The 24,685-nt window shown below is 64.2% G+C and carries 26 protein-coding genes; 6 read left to right on the top strand and 20 right to left on the bottom strand.

From position 1 onward, the window contains the following. The coding region (locus VN004_RS17480) for an efflux RND transporter permease subunit (RefSeq protein ID WP_325612723.1) at positions 1-378 on the top strand (378 nt) is incomplete at its 5' end. A 63-nt stretch (positions 379-441) separates the two neighbouring features. Here VN004_RS17480 and VN004_RS17475 read toward each other — a convergent pair. After that, positions 442-1,323, bottom strand: coding sequence for a dioxygenase (locus VN004_RS17475; RefSeq protein WP_325612721.1), 882 nt, complete (start codon positions 1,321-1,323; stop codon positions 442-444). Positions 1,324-1,480: 157 nt separating this feature from the next. Between VN004_RS17475 and pqqA the strand changes: the two genes are divergently transcribed. Beyond that, complete coding sequence (gene pqqA, locus VN004_RS17470; RefSeq protein WP_325612719.1) at positions 1,481-1,585, top strand: pyrroloquinoline quinone precursor peptide PqqA; 105 nt, start codon at positions 1,481-1,483, stop codon at positions 1,583-1,585. A gap of 333 nt (positions 1,586-1,918) precedes the next feature. Here the strand turns inward: pqqA and VN004_RS17465 are convergent, their stop codons facing one another. From VN004_RS17465 to VN004_RS17450, 4 genes are all read right to left on the bottom strand, one after another. Continuing rightward, positions 1,919-3,442: a tripartite tricarboxylate transporter permease gene (locus VN004_RS17465; RefSeq protein WP_325612716.1), complete on the bottom strand. Its 1,524-nt coding sequence runs from the start codon at positions 3,440-3,442 to the stop codon at positions 1,919-1,921. A 4-nt stretch (positions 3,443-3,446) separates the two neighbouring features. Beyond that, positions 3,447-3,893 (bottom strand): tripartite tricarboxylate transporter TctB family protein, encoded by a 447-nt coding sequence (locus VN004_RS17460; RefSeq protein ID WP_325612714.1) that lies wholly within the window; start codon positions 3,891-3,893, stop codon positions 3,447-3,449. A 163-nt stretch (positions 3,894-4,056) separates the two neighbouring features. After that, positions 4,057-5,037 (bottom strand): tripartite tricarboxylate transporter substrate binding protein, encoded by a 981-nt coding sequence (locus VN004_RS17455; protein WP_325612712.1) that lies wholly within the window; start codon positions 5,035-5,037, stop codon positions 4,057-4,059. A gap of 84 nt (positions 5,038-5,121) precedes the next feature. Beyond that, positions 5,122-5,907: a cyclase family protein gene (locus VN004_RS17450; protein ID WP_325612709.1), complete on the bottom strand. Its 786-nt coding sequence runs from the start codon at positions 5,905-5,907 to the stop codon at positions 5,122-5,124. Positions 5,908-6,056: 149 nt separating this feature from the next. Between VN004_RS17450 and VN004_RS17445 the strand changes: the two genes are divergently transcribed. Then, positions 6,057-6,359 (top strand): DUF1330 domain-containing protein, encoded by a 303-nt coding sequence (locus VN004_RS17445; protein ID WP_325612705.1) that lies wholly within the window; start codon positions 6,057-6,059, stop codon positions 6,357-6,359. Between the two features lie 235 nt (positions 6,360-6,594). On the opposite strand, the gene VN004_RS17440 is transcribed toward VN004_RS17445, so the two are convergent. The 5 genes from VN004_RS17440 to VN004_RS17420 all read right to left on the bottom strand — a co-directional run bounded on the left by VN004_RS17440 (position 6,595) and on the right by VN004_RS17420 (position 10,829). Further along, positions 6,595-7,326, bottom strand: a complete 732-nt coding sequence (locus VN004_RS17440) for an ABC transporter ATP-binding protein (RefSeq protein WP_325612702.1) — start codon at positions 7,324-7,326, stop codon at positions 6,595-6,597. Further along, positions 7,316-8,053 (bottom strand): ABC transporter ATP-binding protein, encoded by a 738-nt coding sequence (locus VN004_RS17435; protein WP_325612700.1) that lies wholly within the window; start codon positions 8,051-8,053, stop codon positions 7,316-7,318. Before VN004_RS17435 ends, VN004_RS17440 begins: the two co-directional genes overlap by 11 nt. Continuing rightward, positions 8,050-9,084 (bottom strand): branched-chain amino acid ABC transporter permease, encoded by a 1,035-nt coding sequence (locus VN004_RS17430; RefSeq protein ID WP_325612699.1) that lies wholly within the window; start codon positions 9,082-9,084, stop codon positions 8,050-8,052. The genes VN004_RS17435 and VN004_RS17430 overlap by 4 nt, the downstream gene beginning before the upstream one ends. Further along, complete coding sequence (locus VN004_RS17425) at positions 9,084-9,959, bottom strand: branched-chain amino acid ABC transporter permease (protein WP_325612697.1); 876 nt, start codon at positions 9,957-9,959, stop codon at positions 9,084-9,086. Before VN004_RS17425 ends, VN004_RS17430 begins: the two co-directional genes overlap by 1 nt. A 420-nt stretch (positions 9,960-10,379) precedes the next feature. Further along, positions 10,380-10,829, bottom strand: a complete 450-nt coding sequence (locus tag VN004_RS17420; RefSeq protein ID WP_325612695.1) for a hypothetical protein — start codon at positions 10,827-10,829, stop codon at positions 10,380-10,382. Positions 10,830-10,887: 58 nt separating this feature from the next. Between VN004_RS17420 and VN004_RS17415 the strand changes: the two genes are divergently transcribed. Then, positions 10,888-12,129 (top strand): FAD-dependent monooxygenase, encoded by a 1,242-nt coding sequence (locus VN004_RS17415; RefSeq protein WP_325612693.1) that lies wholly within the window; start codon positions 10,888-10,890, stop codon positions 12,127-12,129. Between the two features lie 19 nt (positions 12,130-12,148). On the opposite strand, the gene VN004_RS17410 is transcribed toward VN004_RS17415, so the two are convergent. Both VN004_RS17410 and VN004_RS17405 read right to left on the bottom strand, forming a co-directional pair. Continuing rightward, the gene (locus tag VN004_RS17410) at positions 12,149-12,370 is read right to left on the bottom strand and encodes a hypothetical protein (protein ID WP_325612691.1); all 222 of its coding nucleotides are present in this window, start codon (positions 12,368-12,370) and stop codon (positions 12,149-12,151) included. A gap of 26 nt (positions 12,371-12,396) precedes the next feature. Next, positions 12,397-13,434, bottom strand: a complete 1,038-nt coding sequence (locus VN004_RS17405; protein WP_325612689.1) for an NAD(P)-dependent oxidoreductase — start codon at positions 13,432-13,434, stop codon at positions 12,397-12,399. Here VN004_RS17405 and VN004_RS17400 point away from each other — a divergent pair. Continuing rightward, positions 13,433-14,419, top strand: a complete 987-nt coding sequence (locus tag VN004_RS17400) for a D-glycerate dehydrogenase (RefSeq protein WP_325612688.1) — start codon at positions 13,433-13,435, stop codon at positions 14,417-14,419. The genes VN004_RS17405 and VN004_RS17400 overlap by 2 nt on opposite strands. Positions 14,420-14,598: 179 nt before the next feature. On the opposite strand, the gene VN004_RS17395 is transcribed toward VN004_RS17400, so the two are convergent. The 3 genes from VN004_RS17395 to VN004_RS17385 all read right to left on the bottom strand — a co-directional run bounded on the left by VN004_RS17395 (position 14,599) and on the right by VN004_RS17385 (position 17,947). Next, complete coding sequence (locus VN004_RS17395; RefSeq protein ID WP_325612687.1) at positions 14,599-15,366, bottom strand: glucose 1-dehydrogenase; 768 nt, start codon at positions 15,364-15,366, stop codon at positions 14,599-14,601. Between the two features lie 175 nt (positions 15,367-15,541). Next, positions 15,542-16,849: a histidinol dehydrogenase gene (hisD, locus tag VN004_RS17390; protein WP_325612684.1), complete on the bottom strand. Its 1,308-nt coding sequence runs from the start codon at positions 16,847-16,849 to the stop codon at positions 15,542-15,544. A gap of 144 nt (positions 16,850-16,993) precedes the next feature. Then, positions 16,994-17,947, bottom strand: coding sequence for a cyclase family protein (locus VN004_RS17385; protein ID WP_325612725.1), 954 nt, complete (start codon positions 17,945-17,947; stop codon positions 16,994-16,996). A gap of 192 nt (positions 17,948-18,139) precedes the next feature. Between VN004_RS17385 and VN004_RS17380 the strand changes: the two genes are divergently transcribed. Next, complete coding sequence (locus tag VN004_RS17380; protein WP_325612682.1) at positions 18,140-18,766, top strand: cysteine hydrolase; 627 nt, start codon at positions 18,140-18,142, stop codon at positions 18,764-18,766. A gap of 108 nt (positions 18,767-18,874) precedes the next feature. On the opposite strand, the gene VN004_RS17375 is transcribed toward VN004_RS17380, so the two are convergent. From VN004_RS17375 to VN004_RS17355, 5 genes are all read right to left on the bottom strand, one after another. Then, positions 18,875-21,271, bottom strand: coding sequence for a xanthine dehydrogenase family protein molybdopterin-binding subunit (locus VN004_RS17375; RefSeq protein ID WP_325612680.1), 2,397 nt, complete (start codon positions 21,269-21,271; stop codon positions 18,875-18,877). 63 nt (positions 21,272-21,334) lie between these two features. Beyond that, positions 21,335-21,814, bottom strand: coding sequence for a (2Fe-2S)-binding protein (locus tag VN004_RS17370; RefSeq protein WP_325612678.1), 480 nt, complete (start codon positions 21,812-21,814; stop codon positions 21,335-21,337). Between the two features lie 118 nt (positions 21,815-21,932). Continuing rightward, the gene (locus VN004_RS17365; protein ID WP_325612675.1) at positions 21,933-22,781 is read right to left on the bottom strand and encodes a xanthine dehydrogenase family protein subunit M; all 849 of its coding nucleotides are present in this window, start codon (positions 22,779-22,781) and stop codon (positions 21,933-21,935) included. A 169-nt stretch (positions 22,782-22,950) separates the two neighbouring features. Next, positions 22,951-24,012, bottom strand: a complete 1,062-nt coding sequence (locus VN004_RS17360; protein WP_325612671.1) for an ROK family protein — start codon at positions 24,010-24,012, stop codon at positions 22,951-22,953. A 146-nt stretch (positions 24,013-24,158) separates the two neighbouring features. Then, on the bottom strand, positions 24,159-24,685 hold a 527-nt coding region (locus VN004_RS17355), incomplete at its 5' end, for a 2-hydroxyacid dehydrogenase (RefSeq protein WP_325612668.1).

The following is a 24,685-nucleotide window of genomic DNA, read 5'->3' as shown; positions in this document are numbered from 1 at the left end:
ATCGGCATCATCCTCCTGATCGGCATCGTCAAGAAGAACGCGATCATGATGATCGACGTCGCACTCGATCTGCAGCGCGTGCAGCATATGCCGCCGGACGAAGCGATCTATCGCGCCGCGATCCTGCGCTTCCGTCCGATCATGATGACGACCTTCGCCGCGATCCTCGGTGCCTTGCCGATCGCGATCGGCCATGGCGCGAGTTCGGAATTGCGCCAGCCGCTCGGCATTGCGGTGGTGGGCGGTCTCGTGGTGTCGCAATTCCTGACGCTGTTCATCACGCCGGTGCTGTATCTCTACATGGACCGGCTCGGCCAGGCCGGGAACAGGCTGCGCGCGCGGCTGACCGGCGCAAAGCGCAGCGAGCGGCCCGCCTGAAAAAGAAAAAGCGCGGGCTTTCGCCCGCGCCGATGTCGCCGAAGCTGTTGCGACGAGAGAGCGTTACGCCGCCTTCTGGGCCTGCGCGGCCTTGGCCAGCTTGAAGTCGTACTTCACTTCGTAGAACGGCTCGTTCATGACTTCGCCGGTCGGCGCCTTGCTGCCGGCCGGCTTTTGCACGAATTCGACGATCAGCGGCTCCTTCACGCCGAACACCACGTCGGTGTCGATATACTGGCAGCCCTTCTGGAACAGGTGCGTGGTCAGGCTCTTGTAGCCGGGCGCGGCGATGTGGAAGTGGATGTGCGCCGGCCGCATGTGGCTGATCCTCGTCCTGTTCATCAGCTCGCCGACCGGGCCGTCCATCGGAATGGTATAGCCGATCGGCGCCACGGTCCGCACGGTGTAGGAGCCGTCCGGATTGGTGTGGTAGATGCCGCGCATATAGCCCTCGGCGCCTTCGATCTGCGCCTCATACAGACCCTCGCCGTCGGTCTGCCACATGTCGAGCATCGCGCCCGCGATCGGCTTGCCGTCGATATCGGTGACCTTGCCGGTGCAGAAGGTGGGGATGCCCGGCGCGCCGTCGGCCATGTTGCCGCCGTCGGCAATTTCCGGAGAGTCGGGAATGTGGAACGGCCCCTCGACGGTCGAGGGGGTCGCGGCGCCGGGCGCGCGGTTGTTGATCGCGTCCACCAGCATCGAGACGCCGAGCACGTCGGAGGTCAGGATGAATTCCTGGCGCTTGGCGTCGCAGATCTGTCCGACGCGGGTCAGCCAGTCGATGCCGGCGGCCCATTCCTGCGGGGTCGGCTCGACGTCCCGGATGAAGCCATGCAGATGCTTCACCAGCGAGGTCATGATCTGCCGCAGCCGCGGGTCCGGAATGTTGCTCCAGCGTTCGATGGCAAGATCGGTGAGGTTTTCCTCGGTTACATAGGTCATCTGCGTTCTCCCGAACCTATTGCGGCCTCAGGCGACCGCGACGATTTTTGTCGAGGCGACTCTAAGCCCCCCACGCCGCTCAGCGTCAAGCCGAATCGACCCGATATTCCGCCGGCCGCGCCATGAGTTTTTCGACTGTTTCGGGTTATTTTGGGTTGTGATCGCGGGAAGGGAACTGCTGACCATCGCCTGGACCACCCCGACGCTCGTCGAAATCTGCATCGGCCTCGAAATCAGCGGCCATCTGCCGCCTGAATTCTGATCGCCGCGCTGATCTACATCAAAGACCGCGCCCGATGGGCCGCGTGACGGCTCCTGTGCTCGGGGCAGCGGCCGGGGCGGCTTCCCGCAATGGACTTGCACCTGCCCGGTCTATCGCCCTTGGCGGGGCGGGGATCAGCGCGTGGTGCGCCGCACCCAGGCCGCCATGGCGGTCTCCGCCGATTCGGAACACTGGCTCCCCTGCAACGCCGCGACCTGGGGCGCAGATCCTCGACACCCCCGCGCTGCGTCCGAAGGGCGGGCTTCGGCAGAAGATGCCGCGGCCTGTAGGAGTGGCGCGCTACCAGCGCGCGAAAAGCTGCGGCTCCGTTCCTTAAGCCTCTTCCCCCGCTTCCGCCGCCATCCTGGCGCGCCAGTCGCGCCGCGCGGCGAACGCGCCCCAGGCGGCGAGCGCAAGCAGCACGGCGCTGATCAGGAGCAGGATCAGCGCGATCGGCCGCTGATAGAAGATCGTGAACGAGCCGCCCGACATGATCAGCGATTGCCGCAGCGACAATTCGAAGATCGGCGCGATGACAAGCCCGAGCACCAGCGGCGCCGGATCGAACCGGAATTTCTTCAACAGATAACCGATCGCCCCGAAGATCAGCATGATCCAGACATCGACCACCGAGTTGTTCACCTCATAGACGCCGATGATGCAGAACATGATGATCATCGGATAGAGATATGCATAGGGGATGCGCAGGATGCTGACGAACACGCCGACCAGCGGCAGGTTCAGTGCCAGCAGCATCAGATTGCCGACATACATCGAGGCGACGAAGCCCCAGAACAGTTTCGGCTGCTCGTTGACGAGCGAAGGGCCCGGCGGAATGCCGTGAATGAGGAGCGCCGCCATCAGCACCGCTATCACGGGACCTGTCGGGATGCCGAGCGACAGCATCGGCACGAACGCGCCGGTCGAGGCGGCATTGTTCGCCGATTCCGGACCGGCGACGCCGGCGACCGCGCCCTTGCCGAATTCCTCCGGGTGTTTCGAGATGCGCCGCTCGATGGCGTAGGACATGAAGCTCGAAATGATATGCGCGGAGCCCGGAATGATGCCGACGAAGAATCCGAGCACCGAGCCGCGCACGATCGGCCAGGCGGACTGACGCATTTCCTCTCGGGTCGGCAACAGGTCGCGCAGCTTCGGCGAGGCGACGTCGCCCTTCACATCACTGCTTGGCGTCGAGAGGATTTCGCCGAGCCCGAACAGCCCGACCGCGACCGGCACGATGCCGATGCCGTCCCCGAGTTCGGGAATGTCGAACGAGAAGCGGAAATGGCCTGACACCACGTCGATGCCGATGGTGCCGAAGAGAAGGCCCAGCGCGGCCATCAGCAGCGTGCGGATCAGCGAGGTGGTCGACATATAGGCCAGGAAGATGAGGCCGAGTACGAGGAGCGCGGTATATTCCGGCGGTCCGAAGCGCAGCGCGAAGGTGGCAAGCGGCGGCGCGATCAGCGTCAGCATGATCACGCCGAAGGTGCCGGCGACGAAGGAGCCGATCGCGGCGATGCAAAGCGCGGCGCCGGCGCGGCCTTTCTTGGCCATGGCGTTGCCGTCGATGCAGGTCATCACCGAGGCGGCTTCGCCGGGAATGCGCAGCAGGATCGAGGTGGTCGAGCCGCCATATTGCGAGCCGTAATAGATGCCGGCCAGCATGATCAGCGCCTTGGTCGGATCGAGCCCGAAGGTCAGCGGCAAGAGGATCGAGATGCCCGCAAGCGGTCCGATGCCGGGCAGCATGCCGACCAGCGTGCCGACAAGGCAGCCGATCAGCGCGTAGAGCAGCACGTCCGGCTGCAGCGCGACGGAAAAGCCGAGAGCGAGACTTGAGAGGACTTCCACGGGGTCAGGACCAGAGCGAGCCGCGTTCCAGCGGAGAATGCAGGGCGATGGCGAACAGCCAATAGGCGAACAGCGTGAGGCCGATGGCAAAGGCCGCGGCTGCGATCAGGTTGCGGCGCTCGACGATCGCGAGCAGCGCGAAGAGCAACAGCGGCATGGTGACAAGAAAGCCGAGCCGGCTGTAGAGCAGGGTCGCGATCGCGGCGATTACGATCACCTGCACGGCGTGGCCCCAGTCGCTCCACGGAATGTCGCGCAGCCTTTCGCCATGCGTGCTCGCGAGTGCGACGATGGCGCCGAAGGCGATCATCATGCCGGCGAGAAGCTTCGGCAGCATCCCGGCGCCGGGCGCGGTGATGCGGCCGAAGGGCAGGTCCCAGCCGAGGATAAAGACCAGGATGCCGAACGCAATGAAGGCGCCCCCGGCAAGATGGTCGGCGCGGATATTCATGTGTGCCGGGCCGTGTGGTGAGGAAGGAGAAAGGGAACTCCGCTCATTCCCGCGAAAGCGGGAATCCAGCGTTCCTGGCACTGGGTCCCCGCTTGAGCCTGTGCTCGGGCTGCGCGAAGCGCGGACCCGAGTACGGGGACGAGCGGAGCTTGCCGAACCGATCTCACCCCTCCACCTTGCCGATGGACTTCACCGCAGATTCGACGCGCTTTGCGTCCTCGTCCCAGAATTTCGCGAAATCGGGCTGGTCCATGTAGCGCAGATTGTCGCCGAGATTGTTGATCGCGGCCTTGAACTTGTCCGACGTCGCGGCTTCCTGCGCGGCGGCGCGGACCTTGCTGACGACGGCCTCGGGCGTGCCCTTCGGCGCGAACAAGCCGACCCACAGATAGAACTCGACGTCGTAGCCGAGCTCCTTCAGCGTCGGGACGTCGGGCAACGACGACGCGCGCTTGTCGGAGAAGCTCGCGAGCGCGCGCAGCTTGCCGGCGTTGATGTGCTTGCTCGCCGCGGCGATCGAGGACGCCAGCACTTGCGCGTTGTTGCCGAGTATCGCGGTGAGCGCCGGGCCGCCGCCATTCGTCGGCAGATGCCGCATCCTGATGCCGGCCGCGTTCATGAAAAGCTGTGTCGGCAGATGCAGCGCGCCGTAAAGGCCGGATGACGAGAACACGATCTTGTCGGGATTCTTCTTCGCGTCGTCGACGAGGTCCTTCAGCGTCTTGTACGGCGTCTCGGCATTCACCACGAGTACCATCGGCCCTTCGGTGAAGCGCGCGATCGGGATGAAGTCGGCACGGGTGAATTTCGGCTGGCGTCCGAACAGCCGATCGACTTCGGCAAAGCCGGAGATCGAGACGATGTGCACCAGCAGCGTGTAGCCATCGGGCTTTGCATTGGCGGCAAACTGCGCGCCGACCGCGCCGGCCGCGCCCGCCTTGGTTTCGATCACGACCGGCTGCTTGATGATCGGCTCAAGCACCGCAGCGAATGGACGCGCGACCACGTCGGCGGCGCCACCCGGAGGAAACGGATTGATGAAGGTGATGCTGCGGGACGGATAGGCGTCCTGCGCGAAGACCGGGCCTGTGCCGAGGGTTGCGATAGCCGCGGTCGAGCCCGCGACGAATTGACGTCGATCCATGAGCTTCTCCCTTTGCATGGCATCGTACGTGCGACGCCATTTTATGGGCGGAAGCCTAACCGCTGGATGCAGCGAGGTCGAGTATCAATCGGTCTCGCTATCCATGATTGCAACGGCGCGCGTCCATCCGGCGGAACCGCCGCGCACCTTGACCGGAAAACAGGCAATCGTGAAACCGGTTGGCGGCAGGACTTCGAGATTGTGGAGTTTCTCGATGTGGCAATAGCCGATCTCGCGTCCGGCCCTGTGACCTTCCCAGATCAGTTTGGCATTGCCGGTTGCGATGTATTTCTCCTTGGTGTGCACGAACGGCGCGTCCCAGCTCCAGCCATCTGTGCCGGTGATCTTCACGCCGCGTTCGAGCAGATACAGCGTCGCCTCGCGCCCCATGCCGCAGCCTTTCGAGACATAATCGGGTTGGCCATAGGCTTTGCCGGCCGCGGTGTTGATGACCACGATTTCAAATGGTGAAAGCGTGTGTTCGATATTTTCGAGCGCGGTCGCGACGTCGTCCGCGGTGACGACATAGCCATCGGGGAAGTGACGGAAGTCGAGCTTCACGCCGGGATTGAAGCACCATTCGAGCGGAACTTCGTCGATGGTGATCGCGCGCTTGCCGTGATCCATGGTGGAGGCGAAATGCCACGGCGCGTCGAGATGCGTCGTGCAATGGGTCGACAGGTTCACCAGTTCGAACCCCCAGCCTTCATTATCGGGAAGGTCGCTCTCTTTCAGACCGGGAAAGAACTTGCAGATGTCCGCCGCGGTCTGACGATGATTGAAGTAATCGATCTTCGGTCCATAGCCGGGCGGATCGGCGGGCACGTCATTCTCGAGCGGCACAGAGATGTCGATGATCTTGCGGGGCATTTGAAAAATTCTCCGGCGTCATCACCGGACTTGACCCGGCGATCCTTCTCAAGTGACCTCATGCAATCAATGGATGGATGCCCGGGTCAATAGGCATCAACGCCGCCGCGTTCGGCGGATTTGACCTGGCATGATTGTGGAGGAAGCTGATGCCCGCTTATTGGGTTGCGCGTGCGAAGATCAACGATCCGGTCGAATACAAGAAATACACCGATCAGGTGCCCGGCATCATTGCGAAATACGGCGGCAAGGTTCTGGCGCGCGGCGGCAAGTTTCAGACCATGGAAGGTCCGGAAAAATTCCAGCGCTTCGTGGTGATCGAGTTTCCGACCTTCGAGGCGGGCGTCGCCTGCTTCACCTCGAAGGAATATGACGACGCCGCGGCCTTCCGCAGGACCGGGGCGGGCGAGGTGGAAACGGTGATCGTGGAAGGCGGCGAGTTCACGAAGTAGCGGCGCGGTCGCGGGGACGACTGCTTTGCGAGCGCGAGGTCACCACGTACTCCGTTTATTCCCGCGCAAGCGGGAACCCGGAAGAGCCACATGCGACGCATCGCGTTTGACTCCGGGTCCCCGCTTTCGCGGGGACGAACGGAGGGTGGGGTAGCGCCGGCGGCTCCATCCTTCGAGACGCGCCCTTCGGGGCGCTCCTCAGGATGGGGCCTTAAGGCGGGGCGAGAGACCGCTGCTAGATCCCGAGATACAGCTTCCGGATCAGATCGTTGTTGTGCAGTTCGTCGGCGGACTTGCCTTCGAAGGCGATCTTGCCGTGCACGATCACATAGCCGGAATCGGCGATGCGGATCGCCTGGTTGAAGTTCTGTTCGGCCATCAGCACGGTGAGCTGATACTTGGTCTTGAGTTCGCGGATGGTGTCGATGGTGCGCGAGACCAGCACCGGCGCAAGGCCGACCGACGGCTCGTCGATCAACAGGATCTTCGGCGCTTCCATCAGCGCGCGCGCCAGCGCCAGCATCTGCTGCTCGCCGCCGGACATCGATCCGGCCAGCTGGTTCTTGCGCTCGGCGAGCCGCGGGAAAGCTTCGTAGCAGAAGGCGATATTGTCCTTGAGCTGCTCGCGGGCCTTCTTGCGGAACGCGCCGAGCAACAGATTCTCCTCGACCGTGAGACGGGGGAAGAGGCGACGGCCTTCCGGCACGAGGACGATGCCGAGATCGACGATCTCCTCGGTGGTCTTTCCGACGAGGTCATGCTTCACGCCGTCGATTTCGGCGACGATGCTGCCGGCGGTCGGCCGGCACAGCCCCATCAGGCATTTGATCAGCGTGGACTTGCCGTTGCCGTTGGTGCCGAGCAGCACCACGGTCTTGCCGCTGTCGACATCGAGCGTGACGTCGTCGAGCACGCGGACGGCGCCGTAACCGGCATTCACATTGGCGACGCGGATGCTATTGGCCAAGATACGCCCTCTCAACCTCCGGATCACGGATGACATCCTGGGGATCGCCGTCCGCGATCTTCCGTCCGCTGACCAGTACCGCGAGCCGCTGCGAGAAGCTCATCACCGCGGTCATGATGTGCTCGATCAGGATGATGGTGATGCCGCGCTCGTTCAGCGCGATCAGCAGCGCGACGATGTCCTTCACTTCGGATTCCGACAGGCCCGCCATCGCCTCGTCGGCAATCAGCAGCTTGGGCTCGGCGGCCATGGCGCGCGCCAGCTCCAGTTTGCGCATCTTGACCTGGGTCAGATCCTTCGGCTGCTTCCTCGCCTTGTGTTCGAGGCCGACAAGGCCGAGCACCTCGTGGCAGCGATGCTCCAGTTCCTCGCGGGTATGCGGCACGTCGCGCCGTTGCCTGACGGTGTAGAGCAGCGGCACGCGGATGTTTTCCGCGACCGACAGGCTGTGGAACGGCCGCGGCAGCTGGAACGACCGGGCGAGGCCAAGATGCGTGCGCTGATGCGCGAGCAGGCCATTCATCGGGTGACCGTCGAAGGTGACGGTTCCGGTCTCGTTATGCAGGGTGCCGCTCATGCAATTGACGAGCGTCGATTTGCCGGAGCCGTTCGGCCCGATCAGCCCTAGCCGTTCGCCCCTGGCGACTTCGAGATTGATGCCATCGAGCGCGACGAATCCGCCGAAGCGCTTGCCGACATTGTCGATCTTGAGGAGTGGAGCGGTCATGACGTCTTCACCGCGGCGGTTTTGCTCTCGTCCTCGGTCTTTTGCTTGCGGCCGAAATAATCGTGCCAGAGGCCGAGGAGGCCGTTCGGCGCGATGATGACGAAGAACACCAGCAGCAGACCGACAAGGAGGAGGCTGACAGCCGACGAGATCGTCACCGTCGCGAGCTGCTGCAGCGTGCCGAGGAGGACCGCGCCGAGCAGGGGCCCGACCCAGCTCGTCGTGCCGCCGATCATCGGCATGGCGATGGCGTTCACTGCATAGGCGAGACCGAAGGCGGACGAGGGCTCGAGGAAGCCGATGTAATAGGGGAACGGCGCGCCGGCCATGCCCATGAACGCACCGGACAGGGTGGTGGCGACCAGTTTCAGTTTCAGCGTGGGAACACCGGACGCCTCGGCGGCGAGTTCGTCGTCGCGGATCGTGGCGAAGCCATAGCCGAGCCGCGAGCGCTCGATCGCGCGGGCGGTGGTGAGGGCGACCACCACAAGGACGAGCATCACGAGGAACAGATATTCGATATAGTTGATGCCGAAGAGCGGCGCCGTCGCCGGCCGGATGACATAGGCGCCGCGCGAGCCGCCGACGAAATCCCAGTTCACGATCAGCGTCTGCAGCACGACGGCCAGCGCGAGCGTTGCAATGGCGAAGAACACGCCGCGCAACCGCAAGGTCAGGTATCCGGTTCCAAGGCCGACGAGACCTGCGATGACGCCGCCAAGGAGGATCAGCACCGGGATCGGCGGGATGCCGACGAGAGCCGCGATCTCCTCGGGGAAATGCCGGTTGGCGAAGGCCGGCAGCTTGGTCATCACCACGGTGGTGTAGGCGCCCATGGCGAAGAACGCGGCCGATCCGAAATTCACATAGCCGCAATAGCCGCCGAGAATGTTCCAGGCGGTCGCCAGCACGATGAATTGCAGCACCACATAGCCCGCGAAGAACAGATAATCGTTCTGCAGCAGGCGCGCGCCCATGAAGCCGGCGAGCGCGATGACGAGAGAAACGAGGAAGAACTGCCAGGTGCGCATTATCGACCCAAGATGCCGGAAGGCCGCACGGCGAGCGTGATCAGCAGGAAGCCGAAGGCGACCGCGGGCGCCCAGGAGGGCCCGTAGAAGGTCGATGTGATGCTTTCGACGATGCCGAGCAGAAGCGCGGCGATCAATGTGCCGGGCAGGCTGCCCATGCCGCCGAGCACGCAGATCGCGAACACCCGGCCGATATATTCACGCCCGACGGAAGGCTCGACCGGCTGGATGATGATCAGGAGCGCGCCCGCGATCGCCGCCGTGGCAATCGAGATCGAGAAGGCGATGCGCTTGATACGGATCGGGTCGGCCGCCATCAGCGACAGCGCGAGCTGGTCCTGCGCCACCGCCATGATGGCGCGGCCGGTGAAGGTCTTGCTCAGGAACAGCTGCAGCCCGAGCACCAGAATCATGGAGATGACGAAGGGCACGACCATGCGCATCGGCAGGTCGAGGAACGAGAAGCGCAGCGTCGTGTCGATATAGCCGGCCTGCACGTAGCGATAATCGACGCCGAACACGAGGATGAGTACGACCTCGGTGACGAAGAGAAGGCCGAAGAAGAAGGCGAGGCCGCGCAAAGCTTCCTGTCCGCGCTTCTCGAACGAGAGGTAATAGACCTGATAAACGAGGGAGCCGAGATAATAGAAGAACGGCAATACCAGGATGCTGACCAGGATCGGATCGAGCCCGAGCCGCTGGTTCAGGATATAGGCGATATACGAGCCGAGAATGATGAAGGCCGGGTGCGCGATATTGACGATGTCGAGAATGCCGAAGGAGATCGAGATTCCGACGGTCACGGCGGCGTAGAAGCCACCGAGCAGGATGCCGGCAATCAGCGCGTTGATCAGAAGTTCGACGGGAAAATCCATGACCGGGGCGCTTTCACCACAAGGACCCGGTACGCAAGACGCGTGATATCATACTGTTCCCCCGCTCGCGCTTGTTGGTTGTTTCCGGCTATGGCCGGCCGGCCATCCGCCGCATTGCGCTTGAGGCCGGAGTATTGCCGCAAGCGATAAGGCTTGGCTAGTCCCTTGATGCGAGGGGCATGGTCTGCGTCATGCCGGGCGATGATCGCCCACGATGTGGCGCCTGCGACATATTGGTCGCCGATGGGCTGCATGTCCCGACGATCATCGCGGATGTGTTGTGGCGGCCAATAACTTCAGCGATGCCGTCGCGCAGCGCCTGCGAGCAGCGCATGTTGCCGCATTCGGATGCATTCAGATGCAAAAAAGCCGCCGGGTCACGGCGGCTTTCAGCATCTGAGAAGAGATCGCGCGATCGCGTCAGGCCGCGGCCTTGCCGCGCACCTCCGCCGGCAGCGGCAACGGCTTGTTGGCCGAATTCAGGAACTCGATGGTCATGAATACCATTTCCTTGTCCCCGAGATTTTCGAGGTCGTGGACCTTGCACTCTCCGGCGCCATAGGTCTCGTGCCGGGTCTCGCCGGGCTGGTAGGTATATTCGACGGTGGTGCCGTCATGCACATGCTGGCGGCCGCGGCCGCCCGATACGGCGGTCCAGAAATAATCGAGCACATGACGGTGGAAGCCGATCCGCTCGCCAGGCTGCAGCCGGATTTCCCAGACCCGCACGCGCTCGTTCTCCGACAGGAGACGGGAGCCCACGCATGGATTCGGATTGGCGGCCTCGCGCTCGAATTCCTTCTGGATGGCCTCCGGCCAAGCGGAGCGGTCGGTCTTCAACGCCGTTTTTTCCATCATGGTCAGGCCCATGGCGGTTCCTCCTGTGTCAATCTAACACCTAATATAGCATCGACCGGGTCCCAGTGAAATGCCACCTCCCGCATCGCCGTCCCACAGCCAGCGCCGCGCGATCATCATCGGCGGCTCGATGAGCGGGCTGTTCGCCGGACTGATGCTGCGGAGCGCCGGCTGGCATGTCGAGATCTACGAGAAGGTCGAAGGCGAGTTGTCCGGACGCGGCGCCGGTATCGTGGCGCAGCCGGAGATCCTCGCGGCGTTGCGCGGCCTTGGCCTCGATACTGCGGCGCTTGGCGTTGCGGTGCAGAAAAGACGGTTGCTGGATGCCGGCGGCCGCATCGTGCTGGAGACCGATTGCCCGCAGGTCATGACCGCCTGGGAGCGCGTGTATCGCATCCTGCGCGACGCCTTTCCGCCGGATCGCTACCACCGCGGTTGCTCGCTCGCTGCGATCGAGCAGGCCAGCGGCGGCGTGACCGCGATCCTCGCCGACGGAACCCGCGTGACCGGCGATCTCCTGATCGGCGCCGACGGCGTCAGGTCAACGGTACGGGGATTGACCGCTCCTGATTGCCAGCCGGTCTATGCCGGCTATGTCGCGTGGCGCGCGCTGATCGCCGAGGGCGCAATGCCGGCGGATATGCACCGCGATATCTTTCCCTGCATGGCGTTCTGCCTTCCGCCCGGAGAGCAGATGCTCGGCTATCCCGTCGCCGGTCCCGACAACGATCTGCGGCCGGGGCATCGGCGTTACAATCTCGTCTGGTACCGTCCGGCCGACGAGCGCAGCGAACTCGTCAGCCTGCTCACCGACGACAACGGCACGGCGCACGCGATATCGATTCCGCCGCCATTGATCAGCCGCGCGTCGATCGCCGGGATGCGACGCGCGGCCGCGCAATTGCTGGCGCCCCAATTCGGGACGGCGGTGGATCTCGTCGATCAGCCGATCCTGCAACCGATCTTCGATCTGGTGTCGGACAGGATGGCGTTCGGGCGCGTGGCGCTGATCGGCGACGCGGCCTTTGTCGCGCGTCCGCATGTCGGGGCCGGCGTCGCAAAAGCGGCGGGCGACGCGGCGGCTCTGGTGGCTGCCCTCGGGCGAACCGGCGAGATCGCCGAGGCGCTGGCGCAATATGAAAAGGAACGGCTGCCCGAGGGACGCCGCATGGTGCAGCGCGCCCGTCACCTCGGCGCCTATCTGCAGGCCGCGCGCAGCAGCGAGGAAGCCGCGCACGCGGCGCGGCATTCGGTGGCCGAAGCGGTGCTGGAGGAAACCGCGACGCTGGATTTTCTCTACGTGCAGCAGTGAGGCCGATTGCCGTCGCACGCTACATCGCGCAGGCGTCGTGGATCAGCGTGAGCAACAATATTCCCGCCATAAGGCCAAGCGCCATGCAGACTACGGCGCAGAAGCGCGAAGCGTACAGCTCCAGTTTCCACGCATTGCATAGCGGAAAGGCGATCACCGCGCCCGCCAGAACCCCGCCGATCAGATAGCCACTGTTCGATTGCCGCGCTGCGCATTCAAGCTCACGGAGGAAATCTGCCATCGGCCCGCTTCCCTTGGTCTTCGCTCCTACTTCTTCGCCTTCTTCTTGGTCTTTCCAGTCTTGCTTTTCTTCCCGCGCTTCACGCCGGCCATGCGTTCCAGCACCGCGCACACCGCGCCGGTATCCTGTTCGGCATATCCGACCGACATCGCCGAAGCGTAGACCGGCAGCGTCGCCGAGAATAGCGGCGTCGGCACGCCGAGCTTGTTGGCGAATTCGCCGATGACGGCCATGTCCTTCTGCCAGACGTAATTCTTCATGGTGGCTTCGGAATAATCGTCCGCGACCATCATCGGCCCGCGGATCTCGAACATGCGCGACTGACCGGCGCCGCCATTGGCGAATTTGAAGATCTGTTCCGGCTCGAGTCCGGCCTTCATGCCGAGCACCATCGCTTCGGCGGCGGCGACATTGTGGATCGCGACCAGAAGGTTCGCGACATATTTCATCTTGCTGCCATTGCCGAACGCGCCGAGATTCTCGGTCTTGCGGGAAAATCCGGCGAACACCGGCATCGCCTTCTCGATCGCCTTGCGGTCGCCGCTGGCATAGACCACGAGATCCTTGCGCGCGGCCTGTGCGCCGGTCCCCGAGACCGGGCAATCCAGCATGGTGTGGCCGGCCTTGCGCACCACGCTTTCGGCCGCGAGCTTGTCGTCGAGCGCGAAGGTCGATGCCTCGATGATGATGCGGGGCTTTGCCCCCGATTGCGCGATCTCCTGCGCCACCGCGCCCAGCGCCTTGGGACTGGGCAGGCTGGTGATGACGATCGGCACCGCGGTGACCAGCTCTTTCACACTGTCGGAAACCGAGACGCCGGCTTTCGTCATCTCCTTGCGCCGCTTCGGATCGGTATCGACGCCGGCGACATTCCAGCCGTCCGCAATGAGATTGCGCGCGAACGCCCCGCCCATGATACCGAGGCCGATAATCCCGACCCTGCCTTTCGAACCCGCCGCCACAAACGCCTCCGTATGCTTCGCGGCTTCTTGGCCGCGTGCCTTCGTTACTATATGGCTTCCAGAGCGGGTGGTAGACCCCGCAAGCTTTCGGGGGAGACTCATGCGCCCGCGCGTCTATGTCACGCAACCGATAGCCGAGAGCGCCTTGGGGCGCCTCCGGGATATCGCCGAGGTCGAAATCAACCTCGATTCAAGCCGTATTCTGGCGACGCCCAAGCTGATCGAGGCCGCCAAGCGATCCGACATCATTCTGTGCCTGCTGCACGACGTCATCAATCGGGACGTGCTCGCGGCCAATCCCAATCTCAAGGCGATCGCCTCGATGACGATTACGCCCGATCGCATCGACGTGACGGAGGCGACCACGCGCAAGATCATCGTCACCAATATTCCGGCGGTGGTGACCGATGCGACGGCGGATATCGCCTTCGGCCTTCTGCTCGCCGTCGCGCGGCGCATCGTCGAGGGCGACAGGGTGGTGCGCTCCGGCGTCTTTCCGGGCTCGCAGTCGAACCATCTTGCGGGCGCTGCGGTCAGCGGCAAAACGCTCGGCATCGTCGGCATGGGCCGGATCGGTCAGGCCATGGCGCGGCGCGCGCGCGGCTTCGACATGACGGTGCTTTACGCCGATCCACGCGCGCTGTCCGCCGAGGAGGAGCAGAAGCTCGGCGTGCGGCTCGTCAGCTTCGAGGAATTGCTCGGCCAGTCGGATTTCATCTCGCTGCATCCGGCGCTGAACAGCGAGACCCAGCACATGATCGGTCCGCGGCAACTCGCGCTGATGAAGCGCAGTGCGTATCTGATCAACACCTCGCGCGGACAGATCGTCGACGAGAAGGCGCTGGTGGTGGCACTGAAGGAAGGCCGTATCGCCGGCGCCGGCATCGACGTCTTCGAGAACGAGCCGAAGATCGAACGCGCGCTGCTGCGGATGGACAACGTGGTGCTGACGCCGCATCTCGGCAGCGCGGTGATGGAGCTGCGCGAACGCATGGCCCATGTGGTGGTGGACAATATCGCCGCGATCGTCGAGGGCCGTCAGCCGCCGAACTGCATCAATCCGCAGGTGTTCGCGCCGGGCGCGTGAGCCGCAGGGTCATTGCCGGGCTTGACCCGGCAATCCATCATGCGAGGCGATGGATCACCGGATCACGCCGCTGCGCGGCGGTCCGGTGATGACAGCGTGCTTGCGAATGGACCGAACACAGACGTGAGGCCCGAACACAAGGCACGTGGGCGAACGCACGATGGCTGCCGCGCTGATTATTACTCCGCGGTCCAGCCGCCATCGACGATCAGCGAGGTGCCGGTCATCAGCGCCGATGCGTCGGAGGCGAGGAACACGATCGCGCCCATCAGGTCCTCGACCTGCCCGAGCCGGCCGAGCTTGATCTTGTCCAGCACCGAGCGCTTGAAGGCCTCGTCGGCGAAGAACGGCCGCGTCATCGGCGTTTCGATGAAGGTCGGGGCCAGCGCGTTGACGCGGATGCCGTGCGGCCCGAGCTCCACGCCCATGGCCTTGGTCAGTCCTTCGATCGCGGCTTTCGTCGCGCAATAGACGGTGCGGCGCGGCCCGCCGACATGGCCCATCTGCGAAGACATGTGAATGATCGAGCCCGGCTTCTTCGCTTCAATGAGCCGCCTCACCACCGCCTGCGCGACGAAGAATGCGGAGCGCACGTTCAGCTGGAAGATCGCGTCGAAGTCCTCGACCGTGACATCGACCATGAAAGCCGGGCGGTTCGAGCCCGCATTGTTGACGAGGATGTCAAAGGGCTCGGCTGTCGACACGAAAGCGCGCACAGCTTCGATATCGGTCACGTCGAGCGGAGCCGCGCTCGCCTTGCCGCCGGCCTGCCTGATCTCGTTTGCGGCCGATTCGATCTCGCTCGCCGTGCGCGCGACGAGCGTGACATCGGCGCCCGCCTGCGCAAGGGCGGCCGCAGCGGCAAGCCCGATGCCGCGTCCCGCGCCGGTCACCAGCGCGCGCTTGCCGTCGAGCCGGAAGGAGGGAGTGGAGGGGAGGGTGTTCATATAACTTTAGCCGCTGCTTCTCCTTCCCCTGAAAGGGGAGGGTCGCCTGCCGAGCGAAGCGAGGGCAGGCGGGGTGGGGTCAATGTGGAGACAGCTGAACGTGCCCCCACCCGTCTCGCCGCTGTCGCGGCTCGCCACCCTCCCGCGCAAGCGGGGGAGGGATAAGGAGACCGGCTCACTCCGCCGCGGTGGCATAAGCGATATTCCGCCCGCCGTAACGCCGCACGCGGATATTCGCCTGCTCGGCGTGGCCCAGGAATCCTTCCAGCACGCAGAGCCGCGAGCAATATTCGCCGATCATCGCCGAGGCCTCGTCGGTCAGCACCTTCTGATAGGTGCAGGTCTTGAGGAATTTCCCGACCCACAATCCGCCGGTATAGCGCGCCGCCTTCTTCGTCGGCAGCGTGTGGTTGGTGCCGATCACCTTGTCGCCATAGGCGACATTCGTGCGTGGTCCGAGAAACAGCGAGCCGTAATTGGTCATGGTGTTGAGGAAATAATCCGGGTCGCGCGTCATCACCTGCACATGCTCGGAGGCGACACGGTCGGCTTCGGCGACCATCTCCTCATAGCTGTCGCAGACGATCACCTCGCCGTAATCCTTCCAGGCCTGCCCCGCGGCATCGGCGGTCGGCAGGATCGACAGAAGCCGCTCGACTTCGGCCATCGTCTCCTTCGCGAGCTTTTCGGAATTCGTGATCAGCACCGCGGGCGATGTCGGCCCGTGCTCGGCCTGTCCGAGGAGGTCGGTCGCGCAGATCTCGGCGTCGACACTGTCGTCGGCGATGATCAGCGTTTCGGTCGGGCCGGCGAGGAGGTCGATGCCGATCCGCCCGAACAGCTGGCGCTTGGCTTCCGCGACATAGGCATTGCCGGGCCCGACGATCATGTCGACCGGCTGGATGGTATCGGTGCCGAGCGCCATCGCCGCAACCGCCTGCACGCCGCCAAGCACATAGATTTCGTCGGCGCCGCCGAAATGCATCGCGGCGACGATCGCCGGATGCGGTCCGCCCCGGTGCGGCGGGGCGCAGGCGATGATGCGTTTGACGCCGGCAACGCGCGCGGTGACGATCGACATATGCGCGGAGGCGACCATCGGATAGCGCCCGCCCGGCACGTAGCAGCCGATCGCATTCACCGGAATATGCCTGTGGCCGAGGATGACGCCGGGCAGGGTCTCGACCTCAAGGTCCTGCATTGTGTCGCGCTGCTTCTGCGCGAAATTTCTTATCTGCGCCTGCGCGAAGCGGATGTCGTCGAGGTCGCGCTTGCTCACCTGCGATATCGCGCGCTCGATCTCCTGCGGCGTGAGACGAAAGCTTGCCGGCTCCCAATTGTCGAATTTTTTCGACAGCTCGCGGATCGCGGCGTCGCCGCGCGCCTTGACGTCTGAAAGGATGCTCTCGACCGTTGCGCGCACCTTCGCGTCGGCGGCTTCCACGGCGTCGGCGGACAGGCCGCGTTTGAGAGTGCGGGGCATGGCGGGTCTCCTTTCTTATCCCTCCCCTGAGGGGAGGGTGGCTGGCCTTAAGGCCAGCCGGGTGGGGTCGGCAGTGAACGCGAGCCCCCACCCGGCTCGCATGCGCTCGTCACCGTCCCCCGCAAGCGGAGGAGGGATGCATGGTCACTTGATCGCCTGCGGATTGATCGGGCTTCCCGTTCCCCCGGTGATGATTAGCGGCGGACCGGAGAAGAAGAATTCATAGACCTTGTCCTGCGCGCAGTCCTCGGCGAGTTCCTTGAGATAGAAAATCTCGCCCATACACAGGCCCATCGCCGGGATCACCACCCAGTGCCAGGGCTGGTTCGCTTCCGTGGTTTCGTTCGGCCGCACCTCGCAGCCCCAGGTGTCCATGCAGAGCGCGGCGATTTCCTTCTCCTGGCACCAGTAGCAGTTCTCGAACATCACGCCGGGCGCGTCGCCGCCGGCATAGCCGCCCCACTCGCCTTCCGACAGGCAGCGCTCCATCTGGCCGGTGCGCACATGCACGAAATCGCCCTTGCGGATTTCGACGCCCTGCGCCTTCGCGCATGTGTCGAGCTCCTCGTTGGAGATGCCTTCGCCATCCTTCATCCAGGGCACACCGCGGAACCGCGCGATGTCGAGGAGGACACCGCGGCCGACCATCTTGTTTTTGGAATGCTCGATGCCGAGCACGGCAAGTCCGCGGGAATCGATCAGCTTCGCATCGTGCCCGTTATAGGCCTTGTCCTCGTAGAAGATGTGGCCGAGCGCATCCCAGTGCGTCGCGCCCTGCACGCAGAGATTCAGCGTGTCATCGGCATAGCGGATCTTGTTCCAGTCCTGCTGGCCGGCGACAGCGTCGGTGCCGGTCGCGAGCATCTGGTGGATCGGATTGAAGCGGCCGCCGAACAGGCCGGTCTGCGGGCCGTTGCGATCGAGTGGGATGCCGAGCGCGAAGACCTTGCCCTGCTTCACGAGCTTTGCGGCATTGACGATGTCTTCCGGCGTGACGTGATTGAGCGTGCCGATCTGGTCGTCCGAGCCCCAGCGTCCCCAGTTCGAGAGCTTCTCGGATGCTTCCTCGATGGCCTTGAGGCCGACCTTGATATTCATCGACACGTTATCCTCCACCACAGTCTCGTTGCGGCTCTTCCATGCGGGCGGCCGGCCGGATTGTGCTGAAGGGCGGGCGGTTCGTCTACCGCCAGATTGATACCGCTTTCTCCGCCGAGTTTGACGATGTGGAATATCGGCGGCCGGGCGGGTTTTGCGGTACAAGGCATTTTGCTGTCCGGGAGGTCTTGGATGCACCGCGCTGTTCTTGCCATCGCTGCCATCGCGATCGCTTTCACCGCCACCGCGTCGTCGATCGCCGGGGCAGGGTCGATCTTCGACGAATGGGACAAGGTGAAAGCGCCGCCGGCGCCGCTGTTGAAGCCGGTCACGGTCGATCCGAAGACGACGGCTTTGTTGATGCTCGATTTCATGAATCAGAATTGCGGCAAGCGCGACCGTTGCGTCGCGCAGGTGCCGGCCGTGAAGACGCTGCTGGAAAGGGCGCGCGCCGCAAAGGTGCCGGTGGTCTACAGCTTCATCGCCAACACCACGGCTGCCGACGTGCTCACCGATCTCAAGCCCGAAGCGGGCGAGCCCTCGGTGATCTCGGGCCCCAACAAGTTCATCCGCACCGAGCTTGAGAAGATCCTGAAGGACAGGGGCATCACGACCGTGATCGCCGTCGGCACCGCCGCGAACGGCGCGGTGCTGATGACCGCGTCCTACGCGGCCCTCCTTGGAATGAACGTGATCATTCCGGTCGATGGCGTCAGCGGCGATGCCTATGCCGAGCAATACACCGCGTGGCATTTCACCAGCGCACCGGGCATGGCGGCGCGCGTCACGCTGACCAGAAGCGACATGATCAAGTTTTGACGCTGCGGTTCTATCCCGCTCATTCCCGCGAAGGCGGGAATCCAGCGCACGAAACTCTGGGTCCCCGCCTTCGCGGGGACGAGCGGCGCAGTCGCCGGTGCAGTCAGATCAAACCTTCCTCAGCGCGCGCAGCACCTTGCCGGGCGTGAACGGCATGTCGGTCAACGGCTCCGCGCCGAGCGGACGCAGCGCGTCGTTGATCGCATTCATCACGCAGGCCGGCGCACCGGCGGTGCCGGCTTCGCCCGCGCCCTTGGCGCCGAGTTCGGAATCGGTGGTCGGCGTCACGACATGGCCGACCTCCATGTCCGGCATTTCCATCGCCATCGGCACGAGATAATCCGCCATATTGCCGTTCAGCATCTGGCCGCGCTCGTCATAGAGGCAATGCTCGAACAGCGCGCCGCCGAGACCCTGCACGATGCCGCCGCGGATCTGCTCGTCGACAAGCTGCGGATTGATCACGGTGCCGCAATCCTCCACGCACCAATGCTTCAGCAACTTGATGAAGCCGGTATCGGTGTCGACCTCGAGATAGGACGCCTGGACGCCGTTGGTGAAGGAGAACGCCCAGGCGCGCGGCACGTAATGGCGTGTCGCGATCAGCTCCGCCTGGAAGCCGGGCGGCAGAGTGTCGGGCCGGAAACAGCAGATGCGCGCGACTTCCTCGAGCGAGATGCGCTCGGTCTTCGTTCCCTTGTCGACCACGATGCCGTTGTCGATGTCGAGATCGCCCGGCTTGGCCTGGAGGATCGAGCCGGCGGCGGCGAGGACGTTTTCGCGCAGAGCCTTGCCGGCCTGCCACGCCGCCTCGCCGCCGATGCCAGCCGCCCTGGATGCCCAGGTACCGCCGCCGTAAGGAGTATTGTCGGTGTCGCCCATGATGACGCGCACCTTGTCGATCGGCACGCCGAAGCCCGATGCGACGCATTGCGCGATCACTGCTTCGGCGCCCTGACCCTGTTCGGACACCCCGGTATGGCAGAAGATCGCGCCCTTGCCGTCGAGCCGCACGGTGGCGCCATCCTGCGCGGAGATCTTCGCGCCGCCGACGCCGTAAAACGCCGCGCTCGGGTTGGTGACTTCGATGAAAGAGGCAAAGCCGATGCCGCGATAGATGCCCTTCGCGCGCGCGGCCTCCTGATCGGCGCGCAAGGCTTTGTAGTCCATCATCGACAGGATCTTCTCGATCGAGGCGATATGCGACAGCTTCTCGAACTTGATGCCGGACGCCGCCTGCGAGGGATGGGCGTGATCGGGGATGAGGTTCTTCTTGCGCACCTCGACCGGGTCCATGCCGATCTTCGCGGCGGCGAGATCGACCAGCCCTTCGGTCACCGCGGTTGCGATCGGATGACCGACCGCGCGGTACTGGCACATCACGTTCTTGTTCTGGAACACGACGCGCGCCCGCGCCCGATAATTCGGGCAGGTATAGGGGCCGCCGGTGAGATTGACGATCTGGTTCGCCTCGATGCCTGAGGTGCGCGGATAGACCGAATAGGGGCCGATCCCGGTGAGGTCGTCGATCTCGAAGGCGGTGATGGTGCCGTCCTTCCTGATGCCGATCCTGCCTTTGACCCGATGGTCGCGGGCGTGAATGTCGGTGACGAAGCTTTCCAGCCGGTCGGCGACGAACTTGATCGGCCGCTTCAGCATTTTCGACAAAGCCACCGTCTCCATCTCGTCGGCATAGGTGTGCACCTTGATGCCGAACGAGCCGCCGACATCCTTGGTGACGACGCGCACCTGGTGCTCGGCAAGATCGAGATGCTTGGCGAACAGGTTCTGCATCATGTGCGGCGCCTGCGTCGCGTGATAGACGGTCAGCCGCTCCTCGCCCGGATTCCAGTCGGCGAGGATCGCGCGCGGCTCGTTGCAGACGCCGGTATGGCGGCCGAAATGGAATGTCTGCTCGATCACCGCATCGGACTCGGCGAAGGCCTTGTCCACTTCGCCCGCGTCCAGCGTGCGCTCGAAGGTGAGATTGTCGCCGAGTTCGGGATGGATGACGGGTGTATCGGGATCGAGCGCGGTTTCCGGATCGGCGACGACCGGCAATTCCTGGTAGGTGACCTCGATCAGCTCGCAGGCATCTTCGGCCTCCGCACGGGTCCGCGCGACCACGGCGCAGACCGCTTCGCCCTGCCAGCAGGCGCGATCGACGGCAATGGCGTATTGCGGCGCCGACTTGATGCCCTTCAGGTGCGTCAGCACGCCGACCCATGGCGTGATCACTTTGGCAAGCTCCGGCCCGGTGACCACGGCGATCACGCCGGGCGCATGCTCGGCCTTGCCCTTTTCGATCTTGACGATGCGGGCATGCGCATGCGGCGAGCGCAGGAACGCGACATGCGCCATCCGCGGCAACGTCATGTCGGAGACATATTGCGCGCGGCCTTGCGTGAGCCGCCTCAGGTTCGGCCGCGGCACCGAGCGGCCGATATAGGAATTCGGCCGGTCGAGCGCGGTCAGCGGGGAGGGGACATCGGCGACGATTTTCATGATGCGTTTCCGATCATGCGCAGGTCGTGCGGCACAAGCGGCGAAAGCGTCGGTCTGGTCATGTCACTTCCCCGCGCGCGCTACCGCCACCGCTTCCACAGCGTCGACGATGGCGTGATAGCCGGTGCAGCGGCAGTAATTCCCCGAGATGTGCTCGCGGATCTCCGCGCGGTTCGGCGTATGGCCGTTCGACAGCAATTCTTGCGCGGTCAGCAGCATGCCGGGCGTGCAATAGCCGCATTGCAGCGCGTTGCGCTTCTCGAACGCCTCCTGCAGATCGGCAATCTCGCCGCTGTCGGACACGCCTTCGATGGTATCCACCTGCGCGCCATCGCATTGCACCGCGAGCATGAGACAGCCGCGCACCACGTCGCCGTTGACGCGCACCGAGCACGCGCCGCAGACGCCGTGCTCGCAGCCGACATGGCTTCCGGTGAGGCTCAGTTCCTCGCGCAGGAAATCGACCAGCGACTTGCGCGCCTCGACCTTCGCGCTGACCCGCTCGCCGTTGACTGTGAGGGTGATGTCGTGGGTGTGGTTCACGGCTCACCTCCGTCATGGCCGAGCTTGACCCGGCCATCCATCAAGGAAAAGAACATCGTTCGCAGAAGGATGGATGCGCGGGTCAAGCCCGCGCATGACCCGCATGACCACTGGGAGGTCATGCGCCGCCTCCCATCATCTGCGCGGCAACGCGGCGCAGCAACACGCCCGCGAGATGCCGTTTCACGGGGCCGGTCTCCTGCACGTCGTCGGGCGGAGCCATGTCGTAGTCCAGCGCTTCGACCGCATCGTCGATGCTGCCCCTTATGAGAGCGGCTTCCGCTACGGTTGCGCGCACCGGCGTCAGACCCACGCCGAAATAGGCAAGACGCACATCCTTCAAACCGGCGCCGTCGGCGCGCGCCACTGCCGCAAGCCCCACCAGCGCATAATCGCCGTGCCGGCGCGACAATTCGGCAAAGCCGTAACGCATGTCCGGCGTGGCGCTGGGCAGGCGGATCGCCGTAAGCATCTCGTCGGCGGCGATCGCCGTTTCGTAAAGGCCGCGGAAGAAGTCATCGGCCGTGACGCGGCGCGTGCCGTTCTTGCCGGTGATCTCGGCCTCGCCATTCAGCGCCAGAAAGCAGGCCGGCAGTTCTGCGGCCGGATCGGCGAACGCGATCGAACCGCCGATGGTGCCGCGGTTGCGAATGGCCGGATGGCCGATATGCGGCATTGCCATGGCGATCAGCGGCACATGTCTGGCGATCACGTCCGACTTCGCCGCCGTGGCGTGGCGGACCAGCGCACCGATCGCGACGTCGCCGCCGTTCAATGCGATGCCGTCAAGTCCGGGAATGCCGTTCAGGTCGATGAGGATGGCCGGCTGCGACAAGCGCATATTGAGCGTCGCCATGAGGCTCTGGCCTCCGGCCAGGAGCTTCGCGTTGTCGCCATGCTCGTTCAGAAGCCTGACCGCGTCCTCGACCGAACGGGCCTTCGCATACGCAAACGGCGCCGGCTTCACGCTGACCTCCCCAGTCCCCTTATTTTGTATTTTTTCTTATTCTGTGCGGGAGACCGTGCTGGCGTCAACTGTACGCCGTCACATTCGTATGAGCGCGACGCTCCGTGCGTGCGCGGCCGTCGCCATTGGCCCACACAATGATGCCGGTACCCGGCCCTAGGGCACGCACTTATTCGCTGTGACGATTGGTGAACCGTGCATTGCCGAGCCCGGTTCCGATCGTCAGCACGGCCCAATGATCGACGTCTTGCATGAACGGCGTTTCGCTGAGGCCCTGCACCACGGCATCGTTATGCAGCACGATGGCGGTGTCATCGTCCCCGATCTTGGGGATCGCTTCGTGCAATGCCTTGGGCAGGTTGAACCGGCTCGAGGTCCAGTTGCCCGGCAGGTTCTGCGCGCCGCGATCGATCGAGCCGTCGGCCTCGATGAAACCGGGGCAGCCGATGCCGATGAAGGGCGCGAGCTGGATCTTTTCCCGCTCCGCCTTCGCGATCAGCCGTTGCAGCATCGCGGCGAGATTGCCGACCGCATCCTCACGATTGATGTCGGCCTCATCCGCGTGCCGCCACAATTCGTATTTCCAGACCTGCGCCTTGGACAGGTCCTTCTTCTTCTTGAGATTGAGATTGACGATGCCGGCGCGCATGTTGGTGCCGCCAATATCGACGCCGACGATCGCATCATGCGCCTTGAACATCCAGGCCGGCGCAAGATGCGCCGCGCCGATCAATCCCGCTTCGTCAGGATCGTTGCGGATCGGCACGAGATCGACCTTGATCTTGTCGGCTTTAAGGATGACCCCGGCGCGCCCGATCGCCAGCTCGCCCACGCGGTGCGCGCGAAATCCGCCGCCGACCACGATGCGCTCGGTTCCTGACCACGCTTTCAGCTTGAGAAAGCGGCGGATGACCAGCGCCAGCTCCTGTGCGAATTCCTCAATGGCGCCGTGAATGAGGCCGGCAACCTCGGGCTCGCCTTTCACCAGGATTTCGTCGAATTGCTTCTTGCTCAGCTCCTCGGTCGGCGTGTCGCCGAACGGATCGTCGCCGCTCTTGCGCAGTGCCTTGCGCCAGTTTTCCACGATGTCGCTGAATGCACCCTTGCTGGCACGGTCGCCCAGAAAGCCTTCGTCATCTTTCAGTTCGACGTTGTAGCTATCGACCTCGACCGACGGCAAACGGCTTGCGCCATGCTCGGCCACCGCAGGTAATGTCCTCGATTCAGGCATGCCTGGCCCTCCAACGCGGACTAACGACGAAGGCGCGCAAGGGTTCCGCGGCCTGTCATTCCGGACGCGCGAAGCGCGATCCGCAATCCAGCCAGCTTTCTGCTGGATTTGCGGGTTCGCGACCTTCGGTGGCGCCCGGAATGACTCTAGAGCGTTTTTACGATGTCGATCGCACGGCGCAGAAGCGTCATCGACGCCTCCAGCGTGCGGAAAGCGGCGTGCGCCGAGAGCGTGACATTCTCCATCCGCGTCAGCGGATGATCCGGTTTCAGCGGCTCGCTGTGATAGACGTCGAGCCCGGCCTGCCGGATATGGCCGGAGCGCAGCGCCGCGAGCATCGCCTCTTCGTCGACCAATGCGGCGCGCGCGGTGTTGACGAGGATTACGCCCGGCTTCATCCGCGCGATGCGCCTGGCGTTGAGGAAATTGCGGGTCTCGTCGTTCAGCACGAGGTTCAGCGACACGACGTCCGAGGTCGCGAGCAGGGTATCGAGGTCGACCAGCGGCACCGGCGCGTCCGCCCGGCGCGTGCGGTTATAGGCGATGACATTCATGCCGATGCCCTTGGCGATCCGCGCGGTTTCGCTGCCGATGCCGCCGAGGCCGATGATGCCGAGCGTCTTGCCGAGAAGCTGAATGCCCTCCAGCGGCTTCCAGGTGCCAGCGCGCAGCG

It is taken from the genome of Pseudorhodoplanes sp. (assembly GCF_035565855.1).
Taxonomy (GTDB): domain Bacteria; phylum Pseudomonadota; class Alphaproteobacteria; order Rhizobiales; family Xanthobacteraceae; genus Pseudorhodoplanes.
This window is presented reverse-complemented; position numbering and strand designations above follow the sequence as displayed.